Here is a 24,319-nt window from a genome sequence, read left to right on the forward strand (position 1 = left end):
GCAATTTGACCATGCCTATCGATCCTTATATTTCTCTGGCCACGGAAGTGGCCATTAATCGTTGCCGCTCCGGACTCAGGAATAACCATCGGCGTCGGCTTGCCAACTACCATCATACAAAGCACCAAAACGCTTTCATTGCTTTTGATGAAATGCAACTGAGCGGTGAGATGCCAATCCACTGTCCAATGGATGTACCGCTGTTTGGTTTGCCGTTTTCATGTAAGGACAATATTAATGCACAAGGCTTTACGACCACCGCCGGCACATCAGGCCTGAAAGATTTTATGCCCGAAAATGACGCACCGATAGTTGCTCGCCTGCGTGAGTTGGGGGCTGTGCTAATCGGGAAAAATAACATGCACGAGCTTTCATTCGGGGTAACTTCGCACAATGAATACTGGGGAGTGGTGGATAACCCCATACACAGCGGACATATTGCTGGTGGCAGTAGCGGTGGCAGTGCTGCGGCTGTAGCCGCTGGTGTCAGTGCCTTTGCCGTTGGCACGGATACCGGTGGCTCTGTGCGCATTCCCGCCTCACTGTGTGGGGTGTCAGGGTTTCGTCCCAGCACCGGCCGTTATCCCCGATCCGGCATTGTCCCCATATCACACACGAAAGATACACCGGGGTTCATTGCACCCACGGTTATCGATATTGCGATGCTGGATGCCGCTCTGACGGGAGAAACCCCCATTGCACCGGTCATGCCAAGTCGCATAGGGATCCCGGCGCGGTTTCTGTGGCAGGAATTGGATGCGTCAGTGGAACAAGCCTGCAATCAGGTTCTTAGCTTGCTTGAAAGCAATGGAATAACACTCATCAGATTTGATGACAGCCTGTGGGGAGAACTGAATGCTGCCATACAGTTCTCGGTGCCTTTTTATGAATTTTTTATCGACTTTCCCCGTTTTCTGCTCAGTCATGGGATGGCGGCGAGGTTTCATTCCATTCTCGATCAGTTGTGTGACCATCAGGTGCGCAATATTATCCAGAACCAGCTGCAATACGGTTCGATCTCCTGGGATGATTACATGATCGGATTACGCACCATGGATGTTTTACGTAAAGCCTGGAGTCAGGGATTTCTGGAACATCATTTGGATGCGATCCTCTATCCCACAGTGAATTGTCCTGTTCCTTGCCACGAAAAGGCTCACGAATCCACCCTGTTTGAACATTTGGTCCGCAATACGGATATTGCGAGTAGTGTCGGCGCCCCAAGCCTGACGATACCCGTCGGTTTAAAAGAGGGTCTGTCTGTTGGATTGTCCATTGATGGCCTGCCGGGGCAGGATCGCCGGCTATTAAGCCATGCTCAGGGTATTGCTTCCTTATTATCGTAATTATCGTGGAGATCATGATGGCGGTATATATGTTTTTTTCGGACAGGCTGCCCCTGACTTTCCAAGTTGGCCGTTACACTTGGGCTGCTACATTGCTTGTCAGGGAATCATCGGAAATTGATATCATATTTATCAATATTGAATTAAGTAATTACTTTTTATTATATGTAGTTTTTATTTGTTCTTTCAAATCAATTGCCATGCAGAGTTATCCTTTTCTATTCTCTGTGATTTTATAAACCAACCTATGATTATTATAAATGAGGCTAATATGGCAGTACCACGCTCGGTCCTAGAGCTGATAGGGAATACTCCGCTACTGGAACTCACTCATTTAGATACAGGGCCATGCCAGCTCTTTATTAAACTGGAGAATCAAAATCCGGGTGGTTCTATTAAAGATCGTGTGGCACTTTCAATGATTGAGCAGGCAGAAAAACAGGGCTTGCTGAAACCGGGAGATACGATCATTGAAGCCACGGCAGGGAACACTGGCATTGGGTTGGCTTTGGTCGCAGCGATGAAAGGCTATAAGCTGATTTTGGTTGTGCCTGATAAAATGAGCAGGGAAAAAATTTATCATTTGCGGGCATTGGGTACGGATGTGCGCTTAACCCGTTCTGATGTAGGAAAAGGGCACCCGGAATATTATCAGGATTATGCACTGCGCTTGTCGAAAGAAATCAGCGGTTCTTATTACATTGATCAATTCAATAATCCTGCAAATTCTTATGCTCATACCACCACCACAGGACCGGAAATTTGGCAGCAAATGGAGCAAAATGTGGATGCTGTGGTTGTTGGCGTCGGCTCTGGTGGCACGCTGGGGGGATTAGCCCAGTATTTTAAAAATGTTTCACCTCAGACTGAATTTGTGCTCGCCGATCCCAAAGGTTCTATTCTTGCCGATTATGTCGAACATGGTCATTATGATGAAGTGGGCAGTTGGTTTGTTGAAGGTATCGGGGAAGATTTTATTCCTCCGCTGGGGGATTTTACCCAAGTCCGTCATGCTTATCGGATTAGTGATGCGGAAGCCTTTTCCAGTGCCCGTGATTTGTTACTGACAGAAGGTATCTTAGCGGGTTCTTCTTCGGGTACGTTGCTTGCTGCTGCACTGCGTTATTGCCGGTTACAGACAACGCCTAAACGTGTAGTGACGTTTGCCTGTGACAGTGGCAATAAGTATTTGTCAAAGATGTTTAATGATTATTGGTTATTGGAACAAGGGCTGCGTTCACAGCCACAAGAAAACGATTTGAGTGATTACGTTACTTATCGTTATCGGGATGGGGCAACAGTTTCAGTGTCACCACAAGATACTTTGCAGATCGCTTATGGCCGTATGCGTTTGTATGACATTTCACAGTTGCCAGTGATCGAGAATGATCGGGTCGTTGGCATTATTGATGAATGGGATCTCATGCATACAATTCAGGCTGATTCTCACAATTTCTCACTGCCTGTCACTCAAGCGATGACTAGCCAAGTTCATACTATTAATAAAAAAGCGCCATTGGAGCAATTGATTGCAACCTTTGATGCGGGCCATGTTGCTGTGATTGTTGACGACAATAATCAATTCCTTGGCCTTGTGACTCGTACCGATGTGCTGAACGCATGGCGTCAACAACTCAATTGATTTTTTCAGGAATAAATTAATGGCTAAGTTTGATAAGATTAAATTTGATACAAAAAGCGTTCATGCAGGTTATGTACCTGATCACACAGGTGCAGTTATGCCAGCAATTTATGCGACATCAACTTATGCACAACTCGCTCCGGGCCAGCATACCGGATATGAATACTCCCGTAGCGGGAACCCAACGCGTACCGCATTGGAAAACGCAATTGCTGAGTTAGAAAACGGTACTCGTGGTTATGCGTTCGGCTCCGGCCTGGCTGCCAGTTCAACCATTTTAGAATTATTGGATAAAGACAGCCATTTGGTTGCGGTGGATGACCTCTATGGCGGAACTTACCGATTGCTGGAAAAGGTACGTCGCCGGACAGCGGGCTTGAGGGTGACTTATGTTGAAGCAGGAGATATTGCTGCGCTGGAAGCGGCGATTCAGCCTGATACCAAAATGATTTGGGTGGAAACCCCGACTAACCCATTGCTGAAATTGGCGGATTTATCGGCTATCGCTCAGATTGCCCAGCGGCATAATATTATCAGTGTCGCGGATAATACTTTTGCTTCTCCTTATATTCAGCGCCCCCTTGATTTGGGATTTGACATTGTTGTCCATTCCGCGACTAAATACCTCAATGGTCACTCTGATGTGGTTGCAGGGCTTGCGGTGGTAGGCAACAACCCAGAGCTGGCGGAGCAAGTCGGCTTTTTGCAGAACTCCATTGGCGGCATTCTTGATCCTTTCAGTAGTTTCCTTGTCCTGCGTGGTATTCGGACACTGGCACTGCGCATGGATCGTCATATCAGCAGTGCGAATAAAATCGCACATTGGTTGGAACAACAACCACAAGTTGAAAAAGTGTATTACCCTGGTCTTGTTTCTCATCCCCAGCATGAACTGGCGAAACGTCAAATGCGAGGCTTTGGCGGTATGATTTCCATCGTACTGAAAGGTGACGAGGAGTATACTCGCAAGGCCATTAAAGCATTGCAGTTGTTTACATTGGCAGAAAGTTTAGGTGGAGTGGAAAGCCTTGTTGGTCAGCCATTTACCATGACTCATGCCTCTATACCACTGGAAAAACGGTTGGCGGCTGGCATCACTCCACAGCTGGTCCGTATTTCTGTCGGAATTGAGGATGCCGATGATTTGATTGCTGATTTATCTCAGGCGCTTGAAACCGCAAGTTCATTGTCGTAAAAGAGTAGATACCCGTTGTGTGGTATCTTGAAACTCAATGGGGATAGTTAGAATGATATGCCAACTTATTTTCTTTTAGTTGGCATTTTTTGTTATTAGATTTATCCATTTTGTTTTATGGTTTTTTATCTTTGGGCTTTGAATGAATTTTTTGAAAATACATGTTTTTTGATTGTGAAGTGATTATATGTCTTTTATTTAGATTAAAATAATAGACGAAACTCATCTTTTACCCCCATAATTAGTGATATTGATTTAGTCAACCTATTTCAGTAATTGCTGATATCTAAATAAAAATCAGATATATTCATTTTGTTCAAAATGCATATTTGATGAGTCTCAAGATAGGGTGCAGGGCAAAGCTGCAACTTTCCAAACGCATAACAGACCCTATCACGATGAAAATGGTGGTTGGGGGCGTTGCGAAGAATAAAGTAATATAACCAACAACGCAGCAACTCGAAAGACGTCAGGTGCATAACCAGATAGAAAGAGAGGATTCGTTATGGCGATCTTAGATATATTAACAATCCCGGATGAACGACTGAGACAGAAATGTGTTGATGTCATTGATTTTGATAAAGTTCAGGGATTAGTTGATGATATGTTGGAGACAATGTATCACACCGATAATGGCGTTGGCTTGGCTGCACCGCAGGTTGGTCGCAGAGAGTCAGTTTTAGTTATTGATCTTTCACCAAATCGTGATGACCCCTTGGTTTTAGTTAATCCGGAGATTGTTGAAAAAGAGCGTCGTGTGATTAATCAGGAAGGTTGTTTGTCGATCCCCGGCTACTATGCTGATGTTGAACGGTTTGAAAAAGTGAAAGTCGAAGCACAGGATCGGCATGGTAAATCGATTACCATAGAAAGCGAAGATTTTCTGTCAATTGCGATGCAACATGAAATCGATCATTTACATGGTATTCTCTTTACTGATTATTTATCACCGCTTAAAAGGCAAATGGCCTTGAAGAAAGTGAAAAAATATTTAAATAGTACAGCGAGTTAATAATAACACAAAATACGCTATCATTTTAAATTGTTATTATATTCTTGCCATTTATCATAATTTGGTATTGTGATTATACCCAATACTTCAAGTTGTCGTTAACAAAGCTGTAACTTGAAAAATGATGGGGTATATGGCTTTTATTAAAATTATCAATGGCAGTCATATAAATAATAAAATTTAAAGTGTTTTTGACTCAATAATAAGTTTTAAAGATGAGAAGTATATCCGATGGAATTCAACTAATTTTTTAATAAGAAAAACAGGGGGGTCATTGTGATTGGAACAAGTGATGTAAGAAGCCATCAAAAAGCTAATTTTTCAATTAGTCTGAAACTGATAGATACAACGGGTGCTAAATCGGGCACCTATTTGATGATATTGGATGCAGATGGATTTGGGGAGGCTAAAGTTCCTTCTGTTGAAGTTGGTGGAAACATGGAATATGTTCGAATTCCATCAGAGGCTAGCAGCAACGATATTGCATGTGCCATTTATATTCGAAATAAAGAGACACGCAGCTACCCATTAGTGGGTACTCTCTACCTTATTTACTCTCCTTCTTCTGGGGTTGTTGATATTACAACTATGAAAATTTCACTGGAATCTCAATTAGATTTAGATGTAGATAGGATTGATAACACAACGTTTAACTTCAAATTGAAAAACAAATAAATCATCTTTTCTGGGTAAAAACTAGTAAGGTGGCCATTTGGCAGGCCACCAGTCGGAAAAAATGATAAGAAAAGGCAATCAGCCAGAAAGCCCTATCCAAACCGCCTGCATTTCATGATTTAACCATGTAACCATAAATTCGAATGCGCCCATCTTGCTCTTGCTGAGGATAAACACCTTGCAGTTCTTGTTCAAACCCCGGGAATTGATTGAGGCTTTCTTCCAGCGCCAGAAAATAGCGTAATACAGAACCTCCCCAAATTTCACCAGGAACGACACAACAAACACCGGGAGGGTAAGGGACTGCACCATCTGCTTTTCATTGGGGGCAAAATTGAAAAATCGCAGGTCATTGGCAATTTCATCGGTATTGTAGTCTGACCAAGGTCGCCCCTCAATCATGTCGGGCATAAACGGCTTAATATATGCACACTGTTGCGTAATTAACTTTCTGGTTTCAACCGTGAGCTTCACGCAATCCATCCACATTTTTACGCCACTTTTTCCTTCATGCATTTTGGCGTTAACATCAAGAGCGGCAAAGAGAGGATAAAATGGACTGGTGGAAGCATGGGCCGTAAAAGAATTATTGAAACGTTTATGATTTACGTAACGTAATTGCCCTTTGATATGCTTATCTTTTTTATGAATCTGGGACGCTTGGGAAAAACCTGCCTGTTGTTTATGGACGGATTGGGTCACCATGATACCCGGATCGTTTTCATTGAGATCCAGCAATAAGGGTGAGCAGTCGGCCATCATAGGAGTGAATTGTTCATAACCAAGCCATGCGGAGTCAAACAAAATGTAATCACATAATTGTCCGATTTTATCTACGATGTGTCTGGCATTACAGACAACTCCGTCATAGGTGACTAACTGGATAACGGCCAGACGGAAAGGGCGTTTTTCTGTGGCCCGCTCAGGTGCAGTTTCCTTTATTAAATGGCGTAAATAATCTTCTTCGAAGCATCGGGCATCAATTCCGCCAATGAGTCCAAATGGGTTACGGGTGGTTTCCAGATAAAGAGGAGTTGCTCCTGATTTTCTGATTGAAATACAGCGGTGACCCTTGACAGGATGTGTTTAGGTAATGCCTTGTTTTCAGGCATGATAAGATAAACAGGAAGTGAAAATTGTGTTTCTTCAATACGTTCTAATTTACCATTCAATATATCCTCTAATGAAATAACGACGGCTGACACATCGGTAAAATGCGTTTCTTTGATGTCGACGATTGTTCTTTCACTATTAAAAAATGGGAGGTGTTGCAAATAAAATTAGCTATTGTATTAATGAGGTTTATTATGAAAGATGGAGCTGTTATTAATAAAAATGGAATATTATTTATAAATAAATAGTAGCCTTCTTATTCTAATTAAAAGTAATGTGTTAATGAAATACATAAATAAAAAAGTAATAATAAATCAGATTCAGCATTAAATATGCTATAAATAAAATCAGGTAGTCAAGGGGTTGTTTTACATTCTTTGATGGATGTTAACGCTAATTTTTTATCTGTTAATTCACTTTATTTATTTAAATATCATTCACTTTCTACATATATTGCAAATAAATGATGTAGTGATATTTCGGTGGAAGGGCGTTGTACAGAGTAAAAAAATAGATTAGCCAACAAAGCCATAAAGTAAAAAACATAAAGTAAAGGAAGGCAGATAGGTATCAATTTCCCTCTGTTATACGTTGCCGCTTCGTTTCAGATATAAAGCGACATCGTAATGAATTTTATACTGCATTTTGTACCGTAATTTTGCACCATATGTTTGCACTATATTTTTGCACTATCTATTGACACTACAAGAAAAAATGTCGGGCCAGTAATGGCGCTGTAAAATTTTTCTTCAGGTAAAAGCCCCTGGGTAACGTCATTATTGGTTGTCCATATTCTCCAATGGCTTCGGTCAATGCCCGGCTATTTGCTGCTTTTGGGCGTAATTGTAGTACTTCACCATGACGGGCAGTGATGCTTTCGACTTTTCCCAATACAATGAGATCCATCAGCTCCTCCCAGTCGTTGCGCAGCAATTCTTCTTCAAGAGCGTTTGGGCTCCAAAGCAATGGCGAACCGACACGGCGTTCAGAGAGAGGAATACTTCTTTCTCCTTCAACAGGTATCCATAAGACGCGAGATAATTTGCGCCTGACATGACAGTTTTGCCATTTAATACCGCTATTACCCGTTAAAGGAGCCACACAGACAAAAGTGGTTTCCAATGGAGTACCTTTGCTATCCACGGGGATTGTTTTCAGCTCGACACCAATATGCTCAAAATCCTGTTCTGGCCTGCTGCCTGCATTGGCGCCTAAATAGTATTCCAGCAACATGCCGACCCAGCCTTTATCACGCTTTAAATTGGGGGGGATCGGAAGATGGGCTTGTGCTGCGAGTTCACCCATGGATAAACCTGCCAGAGAGTAGGCACGTTCGAATAATTGTTGCTCATTTTCAGGTGTGGATGGCGGTGTAATTTGCATGTTATAACGTATATTTTTTGTTGGTTAAAAAATGTTCATGTAAATTATTGTCAGTCATTAGTAATTTATCATTACGTTTATTTTTTTGATAATAGCATGATATAAAAGATTTTTTCATGTGTATTCCCTGCATTAAAAATAAACTTGTTATGATTGTTCACCTATTCCCAGTGATAATAAACAGGATCTTACACTATGTTATCCACAGATTTGTGGGATAAGTGATAAAAAGTTAGATCACTGGTTTGATTTACAGCCCTGATAAACGATTTTTTCTACAAAAACAAACGATTTTTGTTTAACTAAAAGGCATATCCTGTGGATAAAATAGCCATTGCTCGATATTTAAACACAATGAGCCGGAGCAGGAATTTTGATGTGTGACATACATAACAAAATGAGAGGTTAAATGTTTTAACATAATGAAAAATAATAGGTATTTATTTACTCTTCTGATGAGTAATAAAACACCTTAAAAAAGTATACCCGTTTTACCCCTCACTTTTTCACATAGATATCCACAGAAAAAGTGAATAAAATTGTTGCTATTAGACAATCAATGTTTATAACTTTAGCTTTTTCTGTGAATTACCTCTCTGGGAGGGTAATTCATACAAATTTAAAATCAAGCCAACGGAATCTGTTCGTTTTTTCTACTTTTATCTTGGGGTTCCTTACCATTCGTGTCCATGATGAAAACAAATGGTGGTGTGATTATACCGATTGAATGAGAGCCCGCGCGATGCCTAAAATGGTCCCATTAGTACATATAACTTTAAATCATAATTATTAAATTTTTAATAAGAAAGCTTAAAATAATAGGAGGTTGGAGGTATTTATATTTTTTGCGGAAAAATTGATTGGTTTCAATATGCAAAAAACGAAGCATTTATTCTGATATTTCCCAAGGGTATTAAAACGGTGGTTTTCCGGGACTACAAAAACTAAAGTCATTAATGATACAGAGGATATTTATTATTGCTCTTTAGCAGATATATTTCCTCCATTAATGCCCGTGGGTTTATTAATGGTGTGACAAAATAGCTTGTCTAAATTATTTGTCTGGCAAATCAGATAATCACTAATAATAAGGTCAATTTTATTGTGCATGAAGATACAATTGACCTTTTTGTGTTTTATTAACGATGCCATTATCGACATTGGGATAGTTGAATTGGGCAACGAAGTCTATCAGCCAGTAAGTGAGCTTACTGGCTTTTTCTATGGGGCTATTCGTGGAAAAGGGGATCAGCGAAGAAAAGCAGGTTGATTTTCTTCATAAGCGGCAATGGCATCCTGATGCTGCAATGTCAGCCCGATGCTGTCCAAGCCATTCATCATGCAATGGCGGCGAAATCCATCGATTTCAAATGCGTAACTTTTATCACCGGCAATAACTTTTTGCTGTTCTAAATCTACGGTGAACTGACTCACTTCATGGTTATTAATGACAGAAAATAATTCATCAATGACTGATTCACTCAATTTTACCGGCAGAAGTTGGTTATTGAAGGCATTGCCATAAAAGATGTCAGCGAAGCTTGGTGCAATGACAACGTTGAAACCATAGTCAGTCAGTGCCCATGGCGCATGCTCACGGGAAGAGCCACAGCCAAAGTTTTCTCGTGTCAGTAAGATGGTGGCTCCCTGATAGCGGGGATGGTTCAGGATAAAATCTGGATTGGGTTGCTGCCCGGCATCATCAAGAAATCGCCAGTCGTGAAACAAATGTTGTCCAAAACCTGTGCGTGTGACCTTTTGCAAAAATTGCTTGGGGATAATGGCATCAGTGTCAACGTTTGCCGCATCTAAAGGAGCAACCACGCCGGTATGTTGAATAAATTTTTCCATGATTTCCTCCTTAAGATTTGTGTATCGGGTTGCGTACATCGGCAAAATGGCCGCAAATGGCTGCCGCCGCTGCCATGGCGGGGCTGACTAAATGAGTGCGCCCCCCGCGCCCTTGCCGGCCTTCAAAATTGCGGTTGCTGGTAGAGGCACAGCGTTCTCCGGGTTGCAGACGATCATTATTCATTGCCAGACACATGGAGCAACCAGGCAAACGCCACTCAAAGCCCGCTTCAATGAAAATTTTGTCCAGGCCTTCGGCTTCTGCCTGAGCTTTGACTGGGCCTGAACCCGGAACAACGATGGCTTGCACACCGGATGCCACTTTCTGGCCTTTGGCAATTTCTGCGGCTGCCCGTAAATCTTCGATGCGTGAATTAGTGCAAGATCCAATAAAAACTTTATCGATTTTTATATCCGTCAATTTAGTGCCGGATTTCAGATCCATGTAGGCCAGCGCTTTTTCTGCGGAAGTTCGCTCAACGGGATCAGCAATAGAATCCGGAGCGGGGATCGGTTGATCAATGGCAATGACTTGGCCGGGATTCGTTCCCCATGTCACCTGTGGCGCTATTTCGTCTGCATGAAGGGTAATGACGGCGTCATATTGGGCACCGGGATCGGATTTGAGCGTTTGCCAATAAGATACTGCTTGTTCCCATTGTTCATTCTTGGGCGAAAATTTCCGGTCTTTCAAATAATTGAATGTTGTTTCATCTGGCGCAACTAAGCCGGCCTTAGCGCCCATCTCAATGGCCATGTTGCATAATGTCATGCGGCCTTCCATACTCAGGGCCGTGACGGCTTCACCACAAAATTCAACAACATAGCCCGTTCCTCCCGCACTGCCAGTTTTACCGATGATCGCCAGCACAATGTCTTTTGCCGTGATAGCAGGATTCACTGTGCCAATCACCTCTACTTTCATGTTTTTTGCACGGGCTTGTTTCAGGGTTTGTGTCGCCAGCACATGTTCGACTTCGGAAGTACCAATGCCAAAGGCAAGTGCCCCGAATGCACCATGGGTGGCCGTATGTGAATCGCCACAGACAATTGTCATGCCCGGCAATGTCATCCCTTGTTCAGGGCCGATGACATGGACGATGCCTTGATAAGGATGGTTCAAGTCGTACAAGGAGATGCCAAATTCTGCGCAGTTTTTCATTAATTCCTGCATCTGGATGCGGGCCATTTCGCCACTGGCATTGATATCTCTGGTCTGGGTAGAAACATTATGATCCATTGTCGCAAACGTTTTCTTGGGCTGACGAACAACACGATTGTGGTTTCGCAAACCATCAAAGGCCTGTGGAGAAGTCACTTCGTGGACCAAGTGGCGATCAATATAAAGAAGCGGGATTTCATTTTCTTTTTCCCGAACAATATGAGCATCATACAGTTTTTGATACAGGGTTTTCGGGAATGCAGTATTTGCTGATGTGTTGTTTGACATCTTAAACCTCCTCGGCGATATAGCGTGCGATGATGCTACCCATTTCATCGGTACTGATGGCCTGATCATTACCCGCTAAATCAGCGGTACGATAACCTTGTTCCAGTGCATAATTGACCGCTTCTTCAATGGCATCAGCGGCATCATTGCGGCCAAAGCTGTAGCGCATCAGCAGTGCAGCAGACAGAATTTGAGCGATTGGATTGGCAATATTTTTACCGGCAATGTCCGGAGCAGAACCTCCGGCCGGTTCATATAAACCAAAACCTTTGTCATTCAGGCTGGCGGACGGCAACATTCCCATTGAACCTGTGATCATGGCGCACTCATCGGATAAAATATCGCCAAAAATATTGGAGCACAATAAGACATCAAATTGAGCCGGATCTTTAATCAATTGCATGGTTGCGTTATCAATGTACATGTGCTCGATTTCAACATCCGGATAATCTTTGGCGATCTCACTGACAACTTCACGCCATAATACGGAACTTTGCAAAACGTTCGCTTTATCAATTGAGGTTACTTTATGGCGGCGTTTGCGTGCCGATTCAAACGCAATACGGGCAATGCGTTCAATTTCGAAACGATGGTAGATTTCTGTATCGAAAGCACGTTCATATTTCCCTTTGCCTTCACGCCCCTTGGGTTGTCCAAAGTAAATACCGCCGGTCAGCTCCCGGACGCATAAAATATCAAAACCGTTTGCGGCAATATCTTGGCGAAGCGGGCAGAAAGAGACTAACCCCGCATATAAACGTGCCGGGCGTAAGTTACTGAACAGTTTAAAATGCTTACGCAACGGCAATAATGCTCCCCGTTCTGGTTGCTCTCCGGGGGGCAAGTGTTCCCATTTAGGGCCGCCTACAGAGCCAAACAGAATGGCGTCAGCTTTTTCACAGCCATTCAATGTTTCTTTTGGCAAGGGAGTGCCGTGTCTGTCAATTGCTATTCCCCCGACGTCGTGTTCACTGGTTGTGATGCGCATCCTGAAACGCTGGCGAACGGCATCCAATACTTTGTAAGCCTGCTTCATGACTTCTGGGCCGATACCGTCGCCAGGCAAAACAGCAATGTGATGACGGGTGTTTTCTTGCTTGCTTGGAGTAGATTGCGTTGAAGTCATGATTATTCAGTTTCCTTTTTATCGTCTTGATGATGTGCTTGGGCTATGCGTTGTTTTTCTTTTTCTACTTGCTCAGACTGCCAGATGTTATTGATGACATGGATCATTGCTCTGGCAGAGGATTCAACAATGTCAGTTTCCAAACCCATGCCGTGAAAGCGTCGGCCAAAACATTCCACGACGATATCAACTTGCCCGAGTGCATCTTTTCCATGCCCTTTACCGGATAACTGGTAAGAAATGAGCTGGAGCGGGTAGCCTGTAATGCGGCTGATGGCATGATAGATGGCATCCACCGGTCCGTTTCCTGTGGAAGCCTCAGATTTAATGTCATCCCCGCAAGCCAGGCGGACAGTGGCCGTAGAGACGATATTGGTGCCGGACTGGGTGCTCAAATAATCTAAACGGTAATGTTCAGTATCTTGCTGTTGCTGATTGATAAACACCAATGCTTCCAGATCGTAATCAAACAACTGGCCTTTTTTGTCCGCCAGTTTCAGGAAGGATTGATACAATTGATCCAAATTGTAGTCTGTTTCTTTGTAGCCCATTTCTGACATGCGATGTTTCACCGCGGCACGTCCGGAACGTGAAGTCAGATTCAATTGAGTCTCTTTCAGCCCGATGGATTCTGGCGTCATGATTTCGTAAGTTTCTTTGTTTTTCAGAACACCATCTTGGTGAATACCGGATGAGTGGGAAAAGGCATTACTGCCGATAATCGCTTTATGGGCAGGAATGGGGGTGTTGCAAATTTGGCTGACTAATTGGCTGGTCCGGTAAATTTCCTGATGGTTAATATTGGTATGAACCCCCAGCATTTTATGGCGTGTTTTAATCGCCATAATTACTTCTTCCAATGAGCAATTTCCTGCCCGCTCTCCCAATCCATTGATTGTGCCTTCGACTTGTCGGGCTCCGGCCTGAATCGCTGTGATTGAGTTTGCGACGGACATGCCTAAATCGTCATGGCAGTGGACAGAAATAATGGCTTTATCAATATTGGGAACGCGATTGAATAACGTATTGATAATGCCGCCAAATTGATAAGGGGTTGTGTAACCAACGGTATCAGGAATGTTAACTGTGGTGGCCCCGGCTTTGATGGCTTGCTCAACAATGTGGCACAAATTGTCGATGTCAGTGCGGCCCGCATCTTCACAGGAAAATTCGACATCATCAGTATAGTTGCGGGCGCGTTTAATAGAACGGACTGCCATTTCGACAACATCATCGAAAGTTCTTTTTAATTTATGTTCGACATGCAGGTTAGAGGTAGCCAGTACCATATGCAGGCGGAAAGCTTCTGCGACTTTCAGGGCTTCAGCAGCGACATCAATGTCATTATCAACACAGCGGGATAACGCACAGATACGGCTGTTTTTGATTTCACGTGCGATAGTTTGAACAGATTCAAAATCACCAGGAGAAGACACTGGAAAGCCAGCTTCAATAATGTCAACACCCAGCCTTTCCAATGCATAAGCGATTTGCAATTTCTCTTTTACACTCAGGCTGACTTGTAATGCCTGTTCTCCATCACGCAGTGTAGTATCGAAGATAATAACTTGCTGGCTCATGTTGTGCTCCTGTCAAAAAGGGTAATGATGTTTTATGTTTTATTGCTGTTTAGGTAAAAAAAAACCCGCGCCATGCGCGGGTTTTTTAATGGGGGTTAACTTAATTCAGTCTTTCACCCACCATTACACCGCGCGCATTTAAGGCGAGTAGTAGTAGGTTTAGTAGGCGAATAGAGTGACACATGTAAGTTAACCTTTATAAGTTTGTTAATCGAGTTTTAATCGTAAGTGTTTTTATAGATACGTTATCTCCCAAAGGATGTCAAGCAATAAACGAACAAATTTGGAGTGAATCATGCTCACTGTTGTTCATTAATTAACCACCACTTGAACTTGGTGACTATTTTTTACATTTTTAGCGATGTTTTTATCTATTATTCATATCTATATATGGAGTAAAATCCGGCTCTGATGGATGATAGATGTGATTCCTGTTGTTTTATACAGTTATTATTAATGTGATTTTTTTAATCAATTAAATATGGCTGTTTCGATGCGGATATGACAGATAGTGTTTAAGGAACAAGGATAAGATGGATATTCACCATGAAGTTTCTGAATATTGCCTTTTTAGGCTACGAAATCATAGCCATATAGAATATTAATAAATCGTGCATTGATATGTTTGGAAAACTAATTTATGAATTGGTATTCTGAGTTATTCTCCTGATATCGAATATTAATAGAAAGTTCTGGTAACTGGTCGTAATACGATTATTTTCATTATGAATTTTTTCTATTCATATATAGCGCATTAATATTCATGCATATAAAAATATTACGGTTACGTAGATAATAATGCATTGGTTATGCATATTGATTTTTTGTACAAGGATGAATCTCAATTTATTTTCAGACAAATTGGGGTAATTGATCTTATTAATTGGTAAAGCAGTTTTCTATGTCAAAATGTTGCATTCGTAAATTGCCGATAACCATTATTTAATGAGGTCACTGCTATAAGTTTTGTGGAGTGAAATAATGACTGAATACAACTCAGTAACGACAGGAAGAAAAGAACCATGCGATGTTCATTTACGCAGTGTGGATCTCAATTTGCTTACTGTATTTGATGCTGTAATGCAGATGCAGAATATTACACGTGCGGCTCAGGCCTTGGGGATGTCACAACCGGCTGTCAGTAATGCGGTGGCCCGTTTGAAGACAATGTTTGATGATGAGTTGTTTGTTCGCTATGGGCGAGGCATACAGCCAACGGCGAGGGCAAAACAACTTTTCGGGCCATTGAGACAGGCGCTTCAGATTGTTCATAATGAATTGCCCGGCGTCGGATTTGATCCTGATAACAGTACCAGAATGTTTAACCTGTCTATTTGTAGCCCGCTTGATATTCGTTTGGCTGCTCAAATTGTCGGGGAAATAAAAAAATATTCTTCTAATATTGAAGTTGTCATTAAAACACAAATTAGTGACGATATAGAGAAACAATTAAAATATCAGGAAATAGAATTTGTCATCAGTTATAACCAATTAGATAAACCCGAATTCCATAATTATCCTTTGTTTGATGATGAATTGGTACTGGCGGTTTCTAAGCATCACCCTCGAATTAGTCAGAAAATTACGGAACAGCAATTACTGGAAGAAAGACATGCTATTGTGGCATTGGATAATCCAAATTCATTCAGCAAGTCTTACTATGAGAATAATGGACTATTACGATCGGTTTCTTATCAGGGAACAGATTTAAATAGTGTTCTTAACATTGTATCCCAGACTTATTTAGTGGCTCTTGCGCCTAAATGGATGGTTGAGCATTATTCCGAGCAGTTGGGCATTTGTTCAATACCGTTGCCGGCAGGGCAGATTTCTTGTCCTTGTTATTTGATCTGGCATGGCTCAACGGACAGGGATAAAGGCCATCAGTGGATGAAGTCACTGTTGAGCCACCTTGGCAAACAGGCGTAAAACAAAACGAGCGAAGAGTCCTATTCCAATAGCAGTTTACTGGAATAGCGCTCTTTGTATCGCTTCCCTTCTGACGATATTTATCTCTGCTTATCCTCATTTATTCAATAAAATCCTGCAAGTAACCCTCTCTTTAAAGGAGGAAGATATCAAAAATACACTTTCCCCTTTAATTAGGAATAGGTAGACTGCAAAGAAATAGCTAACATCTGTAAGCTGAAAAGTAGGCGACATGCTCGCTGAGTACGCTGAATAAAAATATTTATACAGGATTATATTGTGATAACAGACGCTCTGCATACCTATCACTTGGTTAACCGACTGCATCAACAGGCTAATGCATATCCGGAAAAAACAGCATTTCGTCAATGGGCGCCATCAGGTCAACTTGAAATGAACTGGCGGGAGGTCGAATGTACGACAAAATCCGTGGCAAGGGCTTTACTGTCATCGGGAGTGAGTGTGCAGGGAAAAGTGGGTATTTTTGCACATAATTGTATGGAATGGGCATTGGCTGATTTGGCCATTCTCCAGATCAGGGCGGTAACTGTGCCTCTTTATACAACGAGTACCCGTGATCAAGCGGCATTTATTCTTAATGATGCCGGTGTTCAGGTATTGTTCGTTGGCAATCAGGAACAATATGATGTGGCAATGACATTGCCTGAATTGTGTCCTGAACTTACTCATCTCATTGTGCTGAATGAATCCGTGGATTTGAAAGGGTGCCCGCAGGCTGTGCATTTATCCGCTTTTATTGCCAATGATTGCGCTGAATACCAACCAGAATTGGATCGCCGCATTAACAGTCAGGATTTGAATGATCTTTTCACACTTATTTACACCTCAGGTACAACGGGAGAACCAAAAGGTGTGATGCTGGATTATCGCAATATAGCCTCACAACTTTATTTGCATGACCAAAGGCTGACGCTGACAGAACAGGATATATCGCTCAGTTTTCTGCCGTTATCCCATATCTTTGAACGCGCATGGAGCTATTACGTCATGCATACTGGCGCAGTGAATGTGTATTTGACGGACACAAACTTTGTGCGTGAAGCCATGCTTGATGTATGTCCGACAGTCATGTGTTCAGTTCCCCGTTTTTATGAAAAAGTACACAGTGCTATTTTGGGTAAAGTCTCTCAGGCACCGATTTGGCGCAGGGCGATTTTTAATTGGGCATTGAAGCGGGGAGAAAACCGCTGGAAGCGCCAGCAGCAGAATAAAAAAGGTTGCCCATTCACACGCTCGAGTTACCAACTGGCTGATAAGCTGGTATTGAATAAGCTTCGCAATTTGTTGGGCGGGCAAATTCGTTTTCTGCCTGTGGCGGGAGCACGTCTTGATGATTCCATTGCCCGTTTTTTTCTGGCCATTGGCCTGAATATCAAATATGGATATGGCATGACGGAAACCTGTGCAACAGTCTCTTGCTGGGAAGAAAACAATTATCTGTTAGGCTCGATTGGCAAGCCATTGCCTCATGTTGAAGTCCGCATCAGTACTGAGGGAGAAATTCAGGTTCGTGGCCCCATCGTGATGAAAGGTTATTTCAATCGTCCCGAAGAAACGGTCTACAGCTTTACCGAAGATGGTTGGCTGAAAACAGGTGATGCCGGTGGGCTGGATGCCAATGGAAACCTGTTTATCACTGAGCGCCTGAAAGATTTGATGAAAACATCCACAGGAAAATATATAGCTCCGCAGATGATTGAGGGGATGCTGGGACAAGATCGTTTTATTGAAAATATTGCCATCATTGCGGATTCCCGCCAGTTTGTTTCTGCGTTGATCGTCCCTTGTTATGATGCTCTGGAAGAGTATGCAAAATCCATTAATTTCTGTTATCAGGATCGTCTTGAATTATTGCGCAGTCATCAAATCATTGAACTATTTGACAGTCGCCTGAAGGAGATACAAAAAAACGTTGCCAAATTCCATCAAGTTAAGAAATTTGTCCTTTTGCCCGCCGCTTTTTCCATCGAAAAAGGCGAGTTGACGCCGACCCTGAAATTACGTCGTAAGATTATTTCTCAACACTATCAGAGTGAAATTGAATCGATGTACCGAGATTGAAAGTCATATAAGTCTCCTTCCCTTCATTAAAAAAATGTTTCCATTGTGTGAATTGATGTTTGCTAACGTGGTTATCTGACGTTATGTTAGTTTATGTAGTGTTATTACATTGTGTTAGATAATTAATTAACGCTATGTCATTAAAAAATGGGATAAATAAGGTCATTTTGATGATGGCCTTATGAAATTCCGACAGTTAACTTGCAAACAGAGCCTGGAGGCAAACTCGATGGAGATGTTGTCAGGAGCCGAAATGGTCGTCAGATCGTTGGTCGATCAGGGGGTTGAACATGTATTCGGTTATCCGGGGGGAGCCGTGTTGGATATCTACGATGCCCTGCACACGGTGGGAGGCATTGAGCATATCCTTGTTCGCCATGAACAGGGTGCCGTTCATATGGCGGATGGTTATGCCCGTTCCACGGGAAAGGTCGGCGTTGTTTTAGTCACGTCTGGGCCGGGAGCAACGAATGCTATTACAGGTATTGCAACTGCATACATGGATTCCATTCCTATGGTGGTTCTGTCCGGTCAGGTTGCCAGTTCCTTGATAGGTAATGATGCTTTTCAGGAATGTGACATGGTGGGGATCTCCCGCCCGATTGTGAAACACAGTTTTCTGGTGAAAAAAGCAGAAGATATTCCGGATACGATCAAAAAAGCTTTTTATTTGGCATTGAGCGGGCGTCCCGGACCCGTCGTTATTGACTTTCCTAAAGATACCGTCAATCCAAAATTAAAATTTCCTTATGTGTACCCCAATAAAGTGAGTATGCGCTCCTATAATCCCACGGTTCAGGGGCATAAAGGGCAAATTAAGCGTGCCTTGAAAACATTGCTGAATGCCCGGAATCCGGTCATTTATGTGGGAGGCGGTGTAATCAGTTCCGCATGTTCAGCCGAATTGCGGAAGCTGGTTGAGCGCTTACATTTACCGGTTGTCAGCTCGCTGATGGGATTGGGTGCATTCCCTGCCACTCATCGGCAAAATTTAGGGATGCTGGGGATGCATGGTACTTTTGAAGCCAACAAGGCCATGCATAATTCTGATGTGATTTTTGCAGTGGGGGTGCGTTTTGATGACCGCACAACCAATAATTTGGAAAAATATTGCCCGAATGCCACCGTCCTGCACATTGATATTGATCCTACCTCAATTTCTAAAACCGTAGCTGCCGATATTCCCATTGTGGGGGATGCCAAAAAAGTCATCACTCAAATGCTGGAGTTATTGGATTCCACGGAAGATAGCCAAGATCCGGATGCGTTGAGGGATTGGTGGAATTCCATCGAACAGTGGCGAGGCCGGAAGTGTCTTGATTATGATCGCACCACAACAAAGATCAAGCCACAAGCCGCCATTGAAGCGCTTTACCGCTTAACGGAAGGTAAGGCATATCTGACATCCGATGTGGGACAGCATCAGATGTTTGCGGCCCTGCATTATCCATTTGATGAACCGAGGCATTGGATCAATTCCGGTGGCTTAGGCACAATGGGATTCGGCTTACCTGCCGCGCTTGGCGTGAAGTTGGCAAAACCTGATGCCATGGTTGTATGTGTGACGGGTGACGGCAGTATTCAGATGAATATCCAGGAATTATCCACCGCCTTGCAATATGGTTTGCCTGTTCTTGTACTGAATCTGAATAACCGTTATCTGGGAATGGTAAAACAGTGGCAGGATATGCTGTATGAGGGCCGCCATTCGCAATCCTATATGGAATCCTTGCCTGACTTCGTCAAATTGGCTGAAGCTTATGGTCATATTGGTATCTCTATCGAAACCAACGAAGAGCTGGAAACAAAATTAGCCCAGGCTCTGCATGAAGTGAATGAGAATAATCGTTTGGTTTTCGTGGATGTTACCGTTGATGAAACAGAACACGTTTATCCGATGCAGATCCGTGGCGGGGCAATGGATGAAATGTGGTTAAGCAAAACAGAGAGGACCTGATCATGCGCCGGATTTTGTCTGTATTACTTGAAAACGAATCGGGAGCATTATCCCGCGTAGTCGGGTTGTTTTCCCAGCGGGGTTATAACATTGAAAGTCTGACCGTTGCCCCGACAGAAGATCCGACGCTGTCACGCATGACCATCCAGACCAAAGGTGATGCTAAGGTACTGGAGCAAATCGAAAAGCAGCTGCATAAATTGGTGGATGTGCTGCGGGTCAATGAATTGACGTCCGGGCCTCATGTTGAACGTGAGATCATGCTGGTGAAATTACAGGCCAGCGGATATGGCCGGGAAGACATCAAGCGCAGTACCGATATTTTTCGTGGGCAGATAGTGGATGTGACGTCTACGCTGTATACCGTTCAATTGGTTGGAACGAGTGAAAAACTGGATGCGTTTCTTGATTCGGTAAGAGATGTGGCGGAGATTGTCGAAGTTGCGCGTTCAGGTATCGTTGGTGTCTCTCGCGGGGATAAAATTATGCGGTGAAAAATCGCAATCTGCGGGTTAAGATACAGATATTCATCGTGCCCTACTGTAATGTAGGGCTTTTCATCATATTACCGAGGGATTAATGTGAAACTGGATGAGATCGCCCGCTTAGCAGGTGTTTCACGGACTACGGCCAGTTATGTCATCAATGGTAAAGCCAAACAGTATCGAGTCAGCGACAAAACAGTAGAAAAGGTAATGGCTGTGGTCAGAGAGCACAACTATCATCCTAATGCTGTTGCCGCAGGCCTTCGGGCAGGGCGCACACGCTCTATTGGTTTAGTCATACCCGATTTGGAAAACACAAGTTACACTCGCATTGCCAATTATCTCGAGCGTCAGGCACGTCAGCGTGGATACCAGTTGTTGATCGCATGTTCTGAGGATCAGCCTGATAATGAAATGCGTTGTGTTGAGCATCTGTTGCAGCGTCAAGTTGATGCCATCATTGTTTCTACCGCTCTGCCTCCTGAACACCCCTTTTACCAACGCTGGGCAAATCGTTCCCTGCCTATTATTGCGCTTGACCGTGCTCTGGACAGCGAACACTTCATCAGTGTTGTCGGGGATGATCTTGAAGATGCAAAAATGTTGGCCCAAGAGTTGCGGCAGTTTCCTTCAGAATCCGTACTTTATTTGGGAGCGCTGCCTGAGTTATCGGTGAGTTTCTTGCGTGAAAAAGGTTTTCGTGAAGCATGGGAAAGTGACCAGCAAAAAGTACACTACCTGTATGCGAATAGCTATGAACGTGAAGCGGCAGCAGAAGTTTTTGCTTCTTGGCTGGAAACAAATCCCATTCCTCAGGCGCTGTACACAACGTCATTTGCACTGCTTCAGGGCGTCATGGACACCATCCTTAAACAAAGTGGCCGCTTACCGAGTCAATTGGTTATTGCGACATTTGGCGATCATGAACTACTGGATTTTCTTGAATGCCCCGTTTTATCCGTTGCGCAGCGTCATCGTGATGTCGCGGAATGTGCCCTTGAACTGGTTTTGGCAAGTTTGGATGAAAAACAGCGCCCGGCCCCCGGAATTACTCGAATGCGTCGTCATTTATGCCGTCGTGGTAAATTGAGTCGAAAAGCCTGATCCAGCACCCTCATGAAAAGTGAGGGTGTTTTTAACCTGCTAAAAATATTCTAAATGTTGTTTTTGACATCATTTTAAGATTATTCTTACTAAACTCCGACTAAAGTGTGTTTCATAACCATTTAAAATGATAACAACATGGTAAAGTTACTTTCACTTATTGTTTTGATTTGGTTTTATATTTTTTATGTGATTTTATTTTTTATTGGCGTATTTTTTTTATTTAATTGATATTAAAGTTTTTTTATTTTTCCGAAATAATTTATTTTGTTTACTTACCATTTTTTTTACTATCACGCGATAAATGAATTTTTATTATTGATAGATTAAGCATGGTTAACAATTGAGCAACAATGAGATGAACTTAACATAAATTAATTTAAGTGGTAATTATTTAACCTGAATACCTATCTTAAGGAAGTTTTCTCAAACTTTGTTAAATTGTTTAAAATTATCATAGTGTTATCTATTATTCATATCATCAAATCTTGATAATCCCCTTTTTTCTCTTCCCAATCTTTCTGTAAATCTAGCTAAAGCGCACGGGCGCTGGCTTGACAAGGTTTTCATACCATCCGTAAACTCTTAATTGTGGTGATTTGTGGGATAATGTGGAGATTTGAGCCATCAAGGGGTAACCTGAGTATGTTTCGTGGAGCAACACTGGTTAATCTCGATAGTAAAGGGCGGCTCACTGTACCTGCCCGATATAGAGAAATGCTGAATAAAGAATCAAATGGTCAAATGGTTTGTACTATTGATCTCCATCAGCCGTGCCTGTTGCTTTATACATTACCCGAATGGGAAATCATCGAAGAAAAATTATCTCGCTTATCCAGCATGAACCCCGCTGAACGTCGCGTTCAACGTTTGTTATTGGGACACGCCAGTGAATGTCAAATGGACAGTGCAGGGCGTCTTTTATTAGCTAATGTGCTGCGCCAGCACGCAGGGCTAACAAAAGAAGTCATGCTGGTTGGGCAATTTAATAAATTTGAATTGTGGGATGAGCAAGTTTGGTACCAGCAAGTAGAAAATGACATTGCAACCGAACAATCCACACAAGAACCTTTATCAGCAAGGCTACAGGATCTATCACTATAAACATGGCAAATAGTCATCTTAAGCATACCAGTGTACTACTGGATGAAGCTGTCAATGGACTGAATATCCAAGAAAACGGAATTTATATAGACGGCACATTTGGGCGGGGAGGGCATTCTCGCCTGATATTATCAAAACTGGGGCCAAACGGGCGTTTATTGGCGATTGATCGGGACCCGCAGGCCATTGAAGCGTCGAAAGGCATTAATGACAAGCGTTTTTCTATCACTCATGGGCCATTTTCGGAATTGGCGGCATATGTGGAAGACGCCGGTCTGGTTGGAAAAATTGATGGCATATTGCTGGATCTAGGTGTTTCATCCCCGCAACTTGATGATCCTGAAAGAGGATTTTCATTTATGCGTGACGGGCCGCTGGACATGCGAATGGACCCCACACGTGGGCAGTCAGCGTCAGAATGGTTAATGAAAGCGGAAGCTGAAGACATCGCTTGGGTATTGAAGACATTTGGTGAAGAACGTTTTGCCAAACGTATTGCAAGGGCGATTGTGGCCCGCAATCAGGAACAACCCATGACACGGACCCGGGAGCTGGCGGAGCTCATTGCTCAGGCAAGCCCGGTTAAAGAAAAGCACAAACATCCGGCAACACGCAGCTTTCAGGCTATCAGAATTTACATTAATAGTGAGCTGGAAGAAATAGAACGTGCATTGGATGGTGCATTGCAGGTTCTGGCGCCACAGGGGCGATTATCTGTTATCAGCTTCCATTCGCTGGAAGATCGCATTGTGAAACGTTTTATCCGGCAACATAGTCAGGGTCCTCAGGTGCCGGTTGGTTTGCCTCTTACGGATGCACAGTTAAAAGCGCTGGGAGGGCGGAGCCTAAAATCGATTGGCAAAATGAAACCATCCGAGGATGAAGTTGCCACAAATCCGAGGGCGAGAAGCTCGGTTTTGCGATTTGCTGAAAAGGCGGCTGAATAATGGCGGGTGAACGTCATGGGTTAGTCGGGATTATTGCCAAAGATTTACTCCGCAATGCCAAAATCCCGTTAATTCTGCTGATAGCCATTGTGGTTTCGGCTATTTGCGTCGTGACGGTCACACATCAGACCCGTTTATTGACGGCGGAGAAAGAGCGGCAAGTGATCCAGCTTGATGCTCAGGATATTGAATGGCGCAATTTGCTCCTTGAAGAGAATGCTCTGGGTGATCACAGTCGGGTTGAACGTATTGCGACTGAGAAATTGCACATGCAACACGTCGATCCGGCAAAAGAAAATATTGTAATCACACAATGAGTCCAGTTGATAACCAAAAGG

19 protein-coding genes and 1 pseudogene are annotated in these 24,319 nt (G+C 43.1%); 13 read left to right on the plus strand and 7 right to left on the minus strand.

The annotated features are described in order from the left end of the window. Positions 1–11 precede the first annotated feature (11 nt). From Xsze_RS08800 to Xsze_RS08825, 5 genes are all read left to right on the plus strand, one after another. Positions 12–1,346, plus strand: a complete 1,335-nt coding sequence (locus Xsze_RS08800; protein ID WP_038241957.1) for an amidase family protein — start codon at positions 12–14, stop codon at positions 1,344–1,346. A 271-nt stretch (positions 1,347–1,617) separates the two neighbouring features. Continuing rightward, positions 1,618–2,988 (plus strand): pyridoxal-phosphate dependent enzyme, encoded by a 1,371-nt coding sequence (locus Xsze_RS08810; RefSeq protein ID WP_038241951.1) that lies wholly within the window; start codon positions 1,618–1,620, stop codon positions 2,986–2,988. Positions 2,989–3,007: 19 nt separating this feature from the next. Then, positions 3,008–4,183: a trans-sulfuration enzyme family protein gene (locus Xsze_RS08815; RefSeq protein ID WP_038241948.1), complete on the plus strand. Its 1,176-nt coding sequence runs from the start codon at positions 3,008–3,010 to the stop codon at positions 4,181–4,183. A 505-nt stretch (positions 4,184–4,688) separates the two neighbouring features. Continuing rightward, complete coding sequence (gene def / locus Xsze_RS08820) at positions 4,689–5,195, plus strand: peptide deformylase (protein ID WP_038241945.1); 507 nt, start codon at positions 4,689–4,691, stop codon at positions 5,193–5,195. 276 nt (positions 5,196–5,471) lie between these two features. Further along, complete coding sequence (locus Xsze_RS08825) at positions 5,472–5,870, plus strand: hypothetical protein (RefSeq protein WP_038241942.1); 399 nt, start codon at positions 5,472–5,474, stop codon at positions 5,868–5,870. Positions 5,871–6,185: 315 nt separating this feature from the next. On the opposite strand, the pseudogene Xsze_RS08830 reads toward Xsze_RS08825, so the two are convergent. The 7 genes and pseudogenes from Xsze_RS08830 to leuA form a co-directional block, all read right to left on the minus strand. Continuing rightward, a pseudogene (locus tag Xsze_RS08830) lies at positions 6,186–6,917 on the minus strand (ornithine decarboxylase); the annotation flags it as partial. Further along, entirely contained in the window at positions 6,812–7,075 is a 264-nt protein-coding gene (locus tag Xsze_RS23210; protein WP_038241939.1) for an Orn/Lys/Arg decarboxylase N-terminal domain-containing protein, read from the minus strand. The pseudogene Xsze_RS08830 and the gene Xsze_RS23210, both read right to left, overlap by 106 nt. A gap of 610 nt (positions 7,076–7,685) precedes the next feature. After that, positions 7,686–8,366 (minus strand): DNA mismatch repair endonuclease MutH, encoded by a 681-nt coding sequence (gene mutH / locus Xsze_RS08840; protein WP_038241936.1) that lies wholly within the window; start codon positions 8,364–8,366, stop codon positions 7,686–7,688. 1,248 nt (positions 8,367–9,614) lie between these two features. Continuing rightward, positions 9,615–10,220: a 3-isopropylmalate dehydratase small subunit gene (leuD, locus tag Xsze_RS08845; protein ID WP_176553705.1), complete on the minus strand. Its 606-nt coding sequence runs from the start codon at positions 10,218–10,220 to the stop codon at positions 9,615–9,617. 7 nt (positions 10,221–10,227) lie between these two features. Continuing rightward, positions 10,228–11,667, minus strand: a complete 1,440-nt coding sequence (leuC, locus tag Xsze_RS08850) for a 3-isopropylmalate dehydratase large subunit (protein ID WP_051462620.1) — start codon at positions 11,665–11,667, stop codon at positions 10,228–10,230. Position 11,668: 1 nt separating this feature from the next. Beyond that, positions 11,669–12,793 (minus strand): 3-isopropylmalate dehydrogenase, encoded by a 1,125-nt coding sequence (gene leuB / locus Xsze_RS08855; RefSeq protein ID WP_051462617.1) that lies wholly within the window; start codon positions 12,791–12,793, stop codon positions 11,669–11,671. Positions 12,794–12,795: 2 nt separating this feature from the next. Then, positions 12,796–14,373: a 2-isopropylmalate synthase gene (leuA, locus tag Xsze_RS08860; RefSeq protein WP_038241929.1), complete on the minus strand. Its 1,578-nt coding sequence runs from the start codon at positions 14,371–14,373 to the stop codon at positions 12,796–12,798. A gap of 981 nt (positions 14,374–15,354) precedes the next feature. Here leuA and leuO point away from each other — a divergent pair. From leuO to ftsL, 8 genes are all read left to right on the plus strand, one after another. Then, positions 15,355–16,302 carry a transcriptional regulator LeuO gene (gene leuO, locus Xsze_RS08865; RefSeq protein WP_038241926.1) on the plus strand — a complete coding sequence of 316 codons (948 nt, stop codon included), beginning with the start codon at positions 15,355–15,357 and terminating at the stop codon, positions 16,300–16,302. 282 nt (positions 16,303–16,584) lie between these two features. Then, entirely contained in the window at positions 16,585–18,384 is a 1,800-nt protein-coding gene (locus tag Xsze_RS08870; RefSeq protein ID WP_408673123.1) for an AMP-dependent synthetase/ligase, read from the plus strand. A gap of 229 nt (positions 18,385–18,613) precedes the next feature. Then, the gene (gene ilvI, locus Xsze_RS08875) at positions 18,614–20,341 is read left to right on the plus strand and encodes an acetolactate synthase 3 large subunit (RefSeq protein WP_038241921.1); all 1,728 of its coding nucleotides are present in this window, start codon (positions 18,614–18,616) and stop codon (positions 20,339–20,341) included. A gap of 2 nt (positions 20,342–20,343) precedes the next feature. Further along, positions 20,344–20,835 carry an acetolactate synthase small subunit gene (gene ilvN, locus Xsze_RS08880; RefSeq protein WP_013183632.1) on the plus strand — a complete coding sequence of 164 codons (492 nt, stop codon included), beginning with the start codon at positions 20,344–20,346 and terminating at the stop codon, positions 20,833–20,835. Between the two features lie 87 nt (positions 20,836–20,922). After that, positions 20,923–21,930 carry a catabolite repressor/activator gene (gene cra, locus Xsze_RS08885; RefSeq protein ID WP_038241919.1) on the plus strand — a complete coding sequence of 336 codons (1,008 nt, stop codon included), beginning with the start codon at positions 20,923–20,925 and terminating at the stop codon, positions 21,928–21,930. A 645-nt stretch (positions 21,931–22,575) separates the two neighbouring features. Then, positions 22,576–23,034 (plus strand): division/cell wall cluster transcriptional repressor MraZ, encoded by a 459-nt coding sequence (gene mraZ, locus Xsze_RS08890; protein ID WP_038241917.1) that lies wholly within the window; start codon positions 22,576–22,578, stop codon positions 23,032–23,034. Between the two features lie 2 nt (positions 23,035–23,036). Continuing rightward, the gene (rsmH, locus tag Xsze_RS08895; RefSeq protein ID WP_038241916.1) at positions 23,037–23,981 is read left to right on the plus strand and encodes a 16S rRNA (cytosine(1402)-N(4))-methyltransferase RsmH; all 945 of its coding nucleotides are present in this window, start codon (positions 23,037–23,039) and stop codon (positions 23,979–23,981) included. Then, complete coding sequence (gene ftsL / locus Xsze_RS08900; RefSeq protein WP_038241914.1) at positions 23,978–24,298, plus strand: cell division protein FtsL; 321 nt, start codon at positions 23,978–23,980, stop codon at positions 24,296–24,298. The genes rsmH and ftsL overlap by 4 nt, the downstream gene beginning before the upstream one ends. The last annotated feature ends 21 nt before the right edge of the window (positions 24,299–24,319 follow it).

The sequence above is a fragment of the Xenorhabdus szentirmaii DSM 16338 genome, from assembly GCF_002632585.1.
Classification (GTDB): domain Bacteria; phylum Pseudomonadota; class Gammaproteobacteria; order Enterobacterales; family Enterobacteriaceae; genus Xenorhabdus; species Xenorhabdus szentirmaii.

Bases quoted from the DNA above. Each gene is read 5' to 3' on its own strand.
- leuA (WP_038241929.1), bottom strand. From the start codon at position 14,373: ATGAGCCAGCAAGTTATTATCTTCGATACTACACTGCGTGATGGAGAA.
- mutH (WP_038241936.1), bottom strand. From the start codon at position 8,366: ATGCAAATTACACCGCCATCCACACCTGAAAATGAGCAACAATTATTC.
- def (WP_038241945.1), top strand. From the start codon at position 4,689: ATGGCGATCTTAGATATATTAACAATCCCGGATGAACGACTGAGACAG.
- mraZ (WP_038241917.1), top strand. From the start codon at position 22,576: ATGTTTCGTGGAGCAACACTGGTTAATCTCGATAGTAAAGGGCGGCTC.
- rsmH (WP_038241916.1), top strand. From the start codon at position 23,037: ATGGCAAATAGTCATCTTAAGCATACCAGTGTACTACTGGATGAAGCT.
- leuB (WP_051462617.1), bottom strand. From the start codon at position 12,793: ATGACTTCAACGCAATCTACTCCAAGCAAGCAAGAAAACACCCGTCAT.
- Xsze_RS08815 (WP_038241948.1), top strand. From the start codon at position 3,008: ATGGCTAAGTTTGATAAGATTAAATTTGATACAAAAAGCGTTCATGCA.
- Xsze_RS08800 (WP_038241957.1), top strand. From the start codon at position 12: ATGCCTATCGATCCTTATATTTCTCTGGCCACGGAAGTGGCCATTAAT.
- ilvN (WP_013183632.1), top strand. From the start codon at position 20,344: ATGCGCCGGATTTTGTCTGTATTACTTGAAAACGAATCGGGAGCATTA.
- ilvI (WP_038241921.1), top strand. From the start codon at position 18,614: ATGGAGATGTTGTCAGGAGCCGAAATGGTCGTCAGATCGTTGGTCGAT.
- leuC (WP_051462620.1), bottom strand. From the start codon at position 11,667: ATGTCAAACAACACATCAGCAAATACTGCATTCCCGAAAACCCTGTAT.
- leuO (WP_038241926.1), top strand. From the start codon at position 15,355: ATGACTGAATACAACTCAGTAACGACAGGAAGAAAAGAACCATGCGAT.
- Xsze_RS08810 (WP_038241951.1), top strand. From the start codon at position 1,618: ATGGCAGTACCACGCTCGGTCCTAGAGCTGATAGGGAATACTCCGCTA.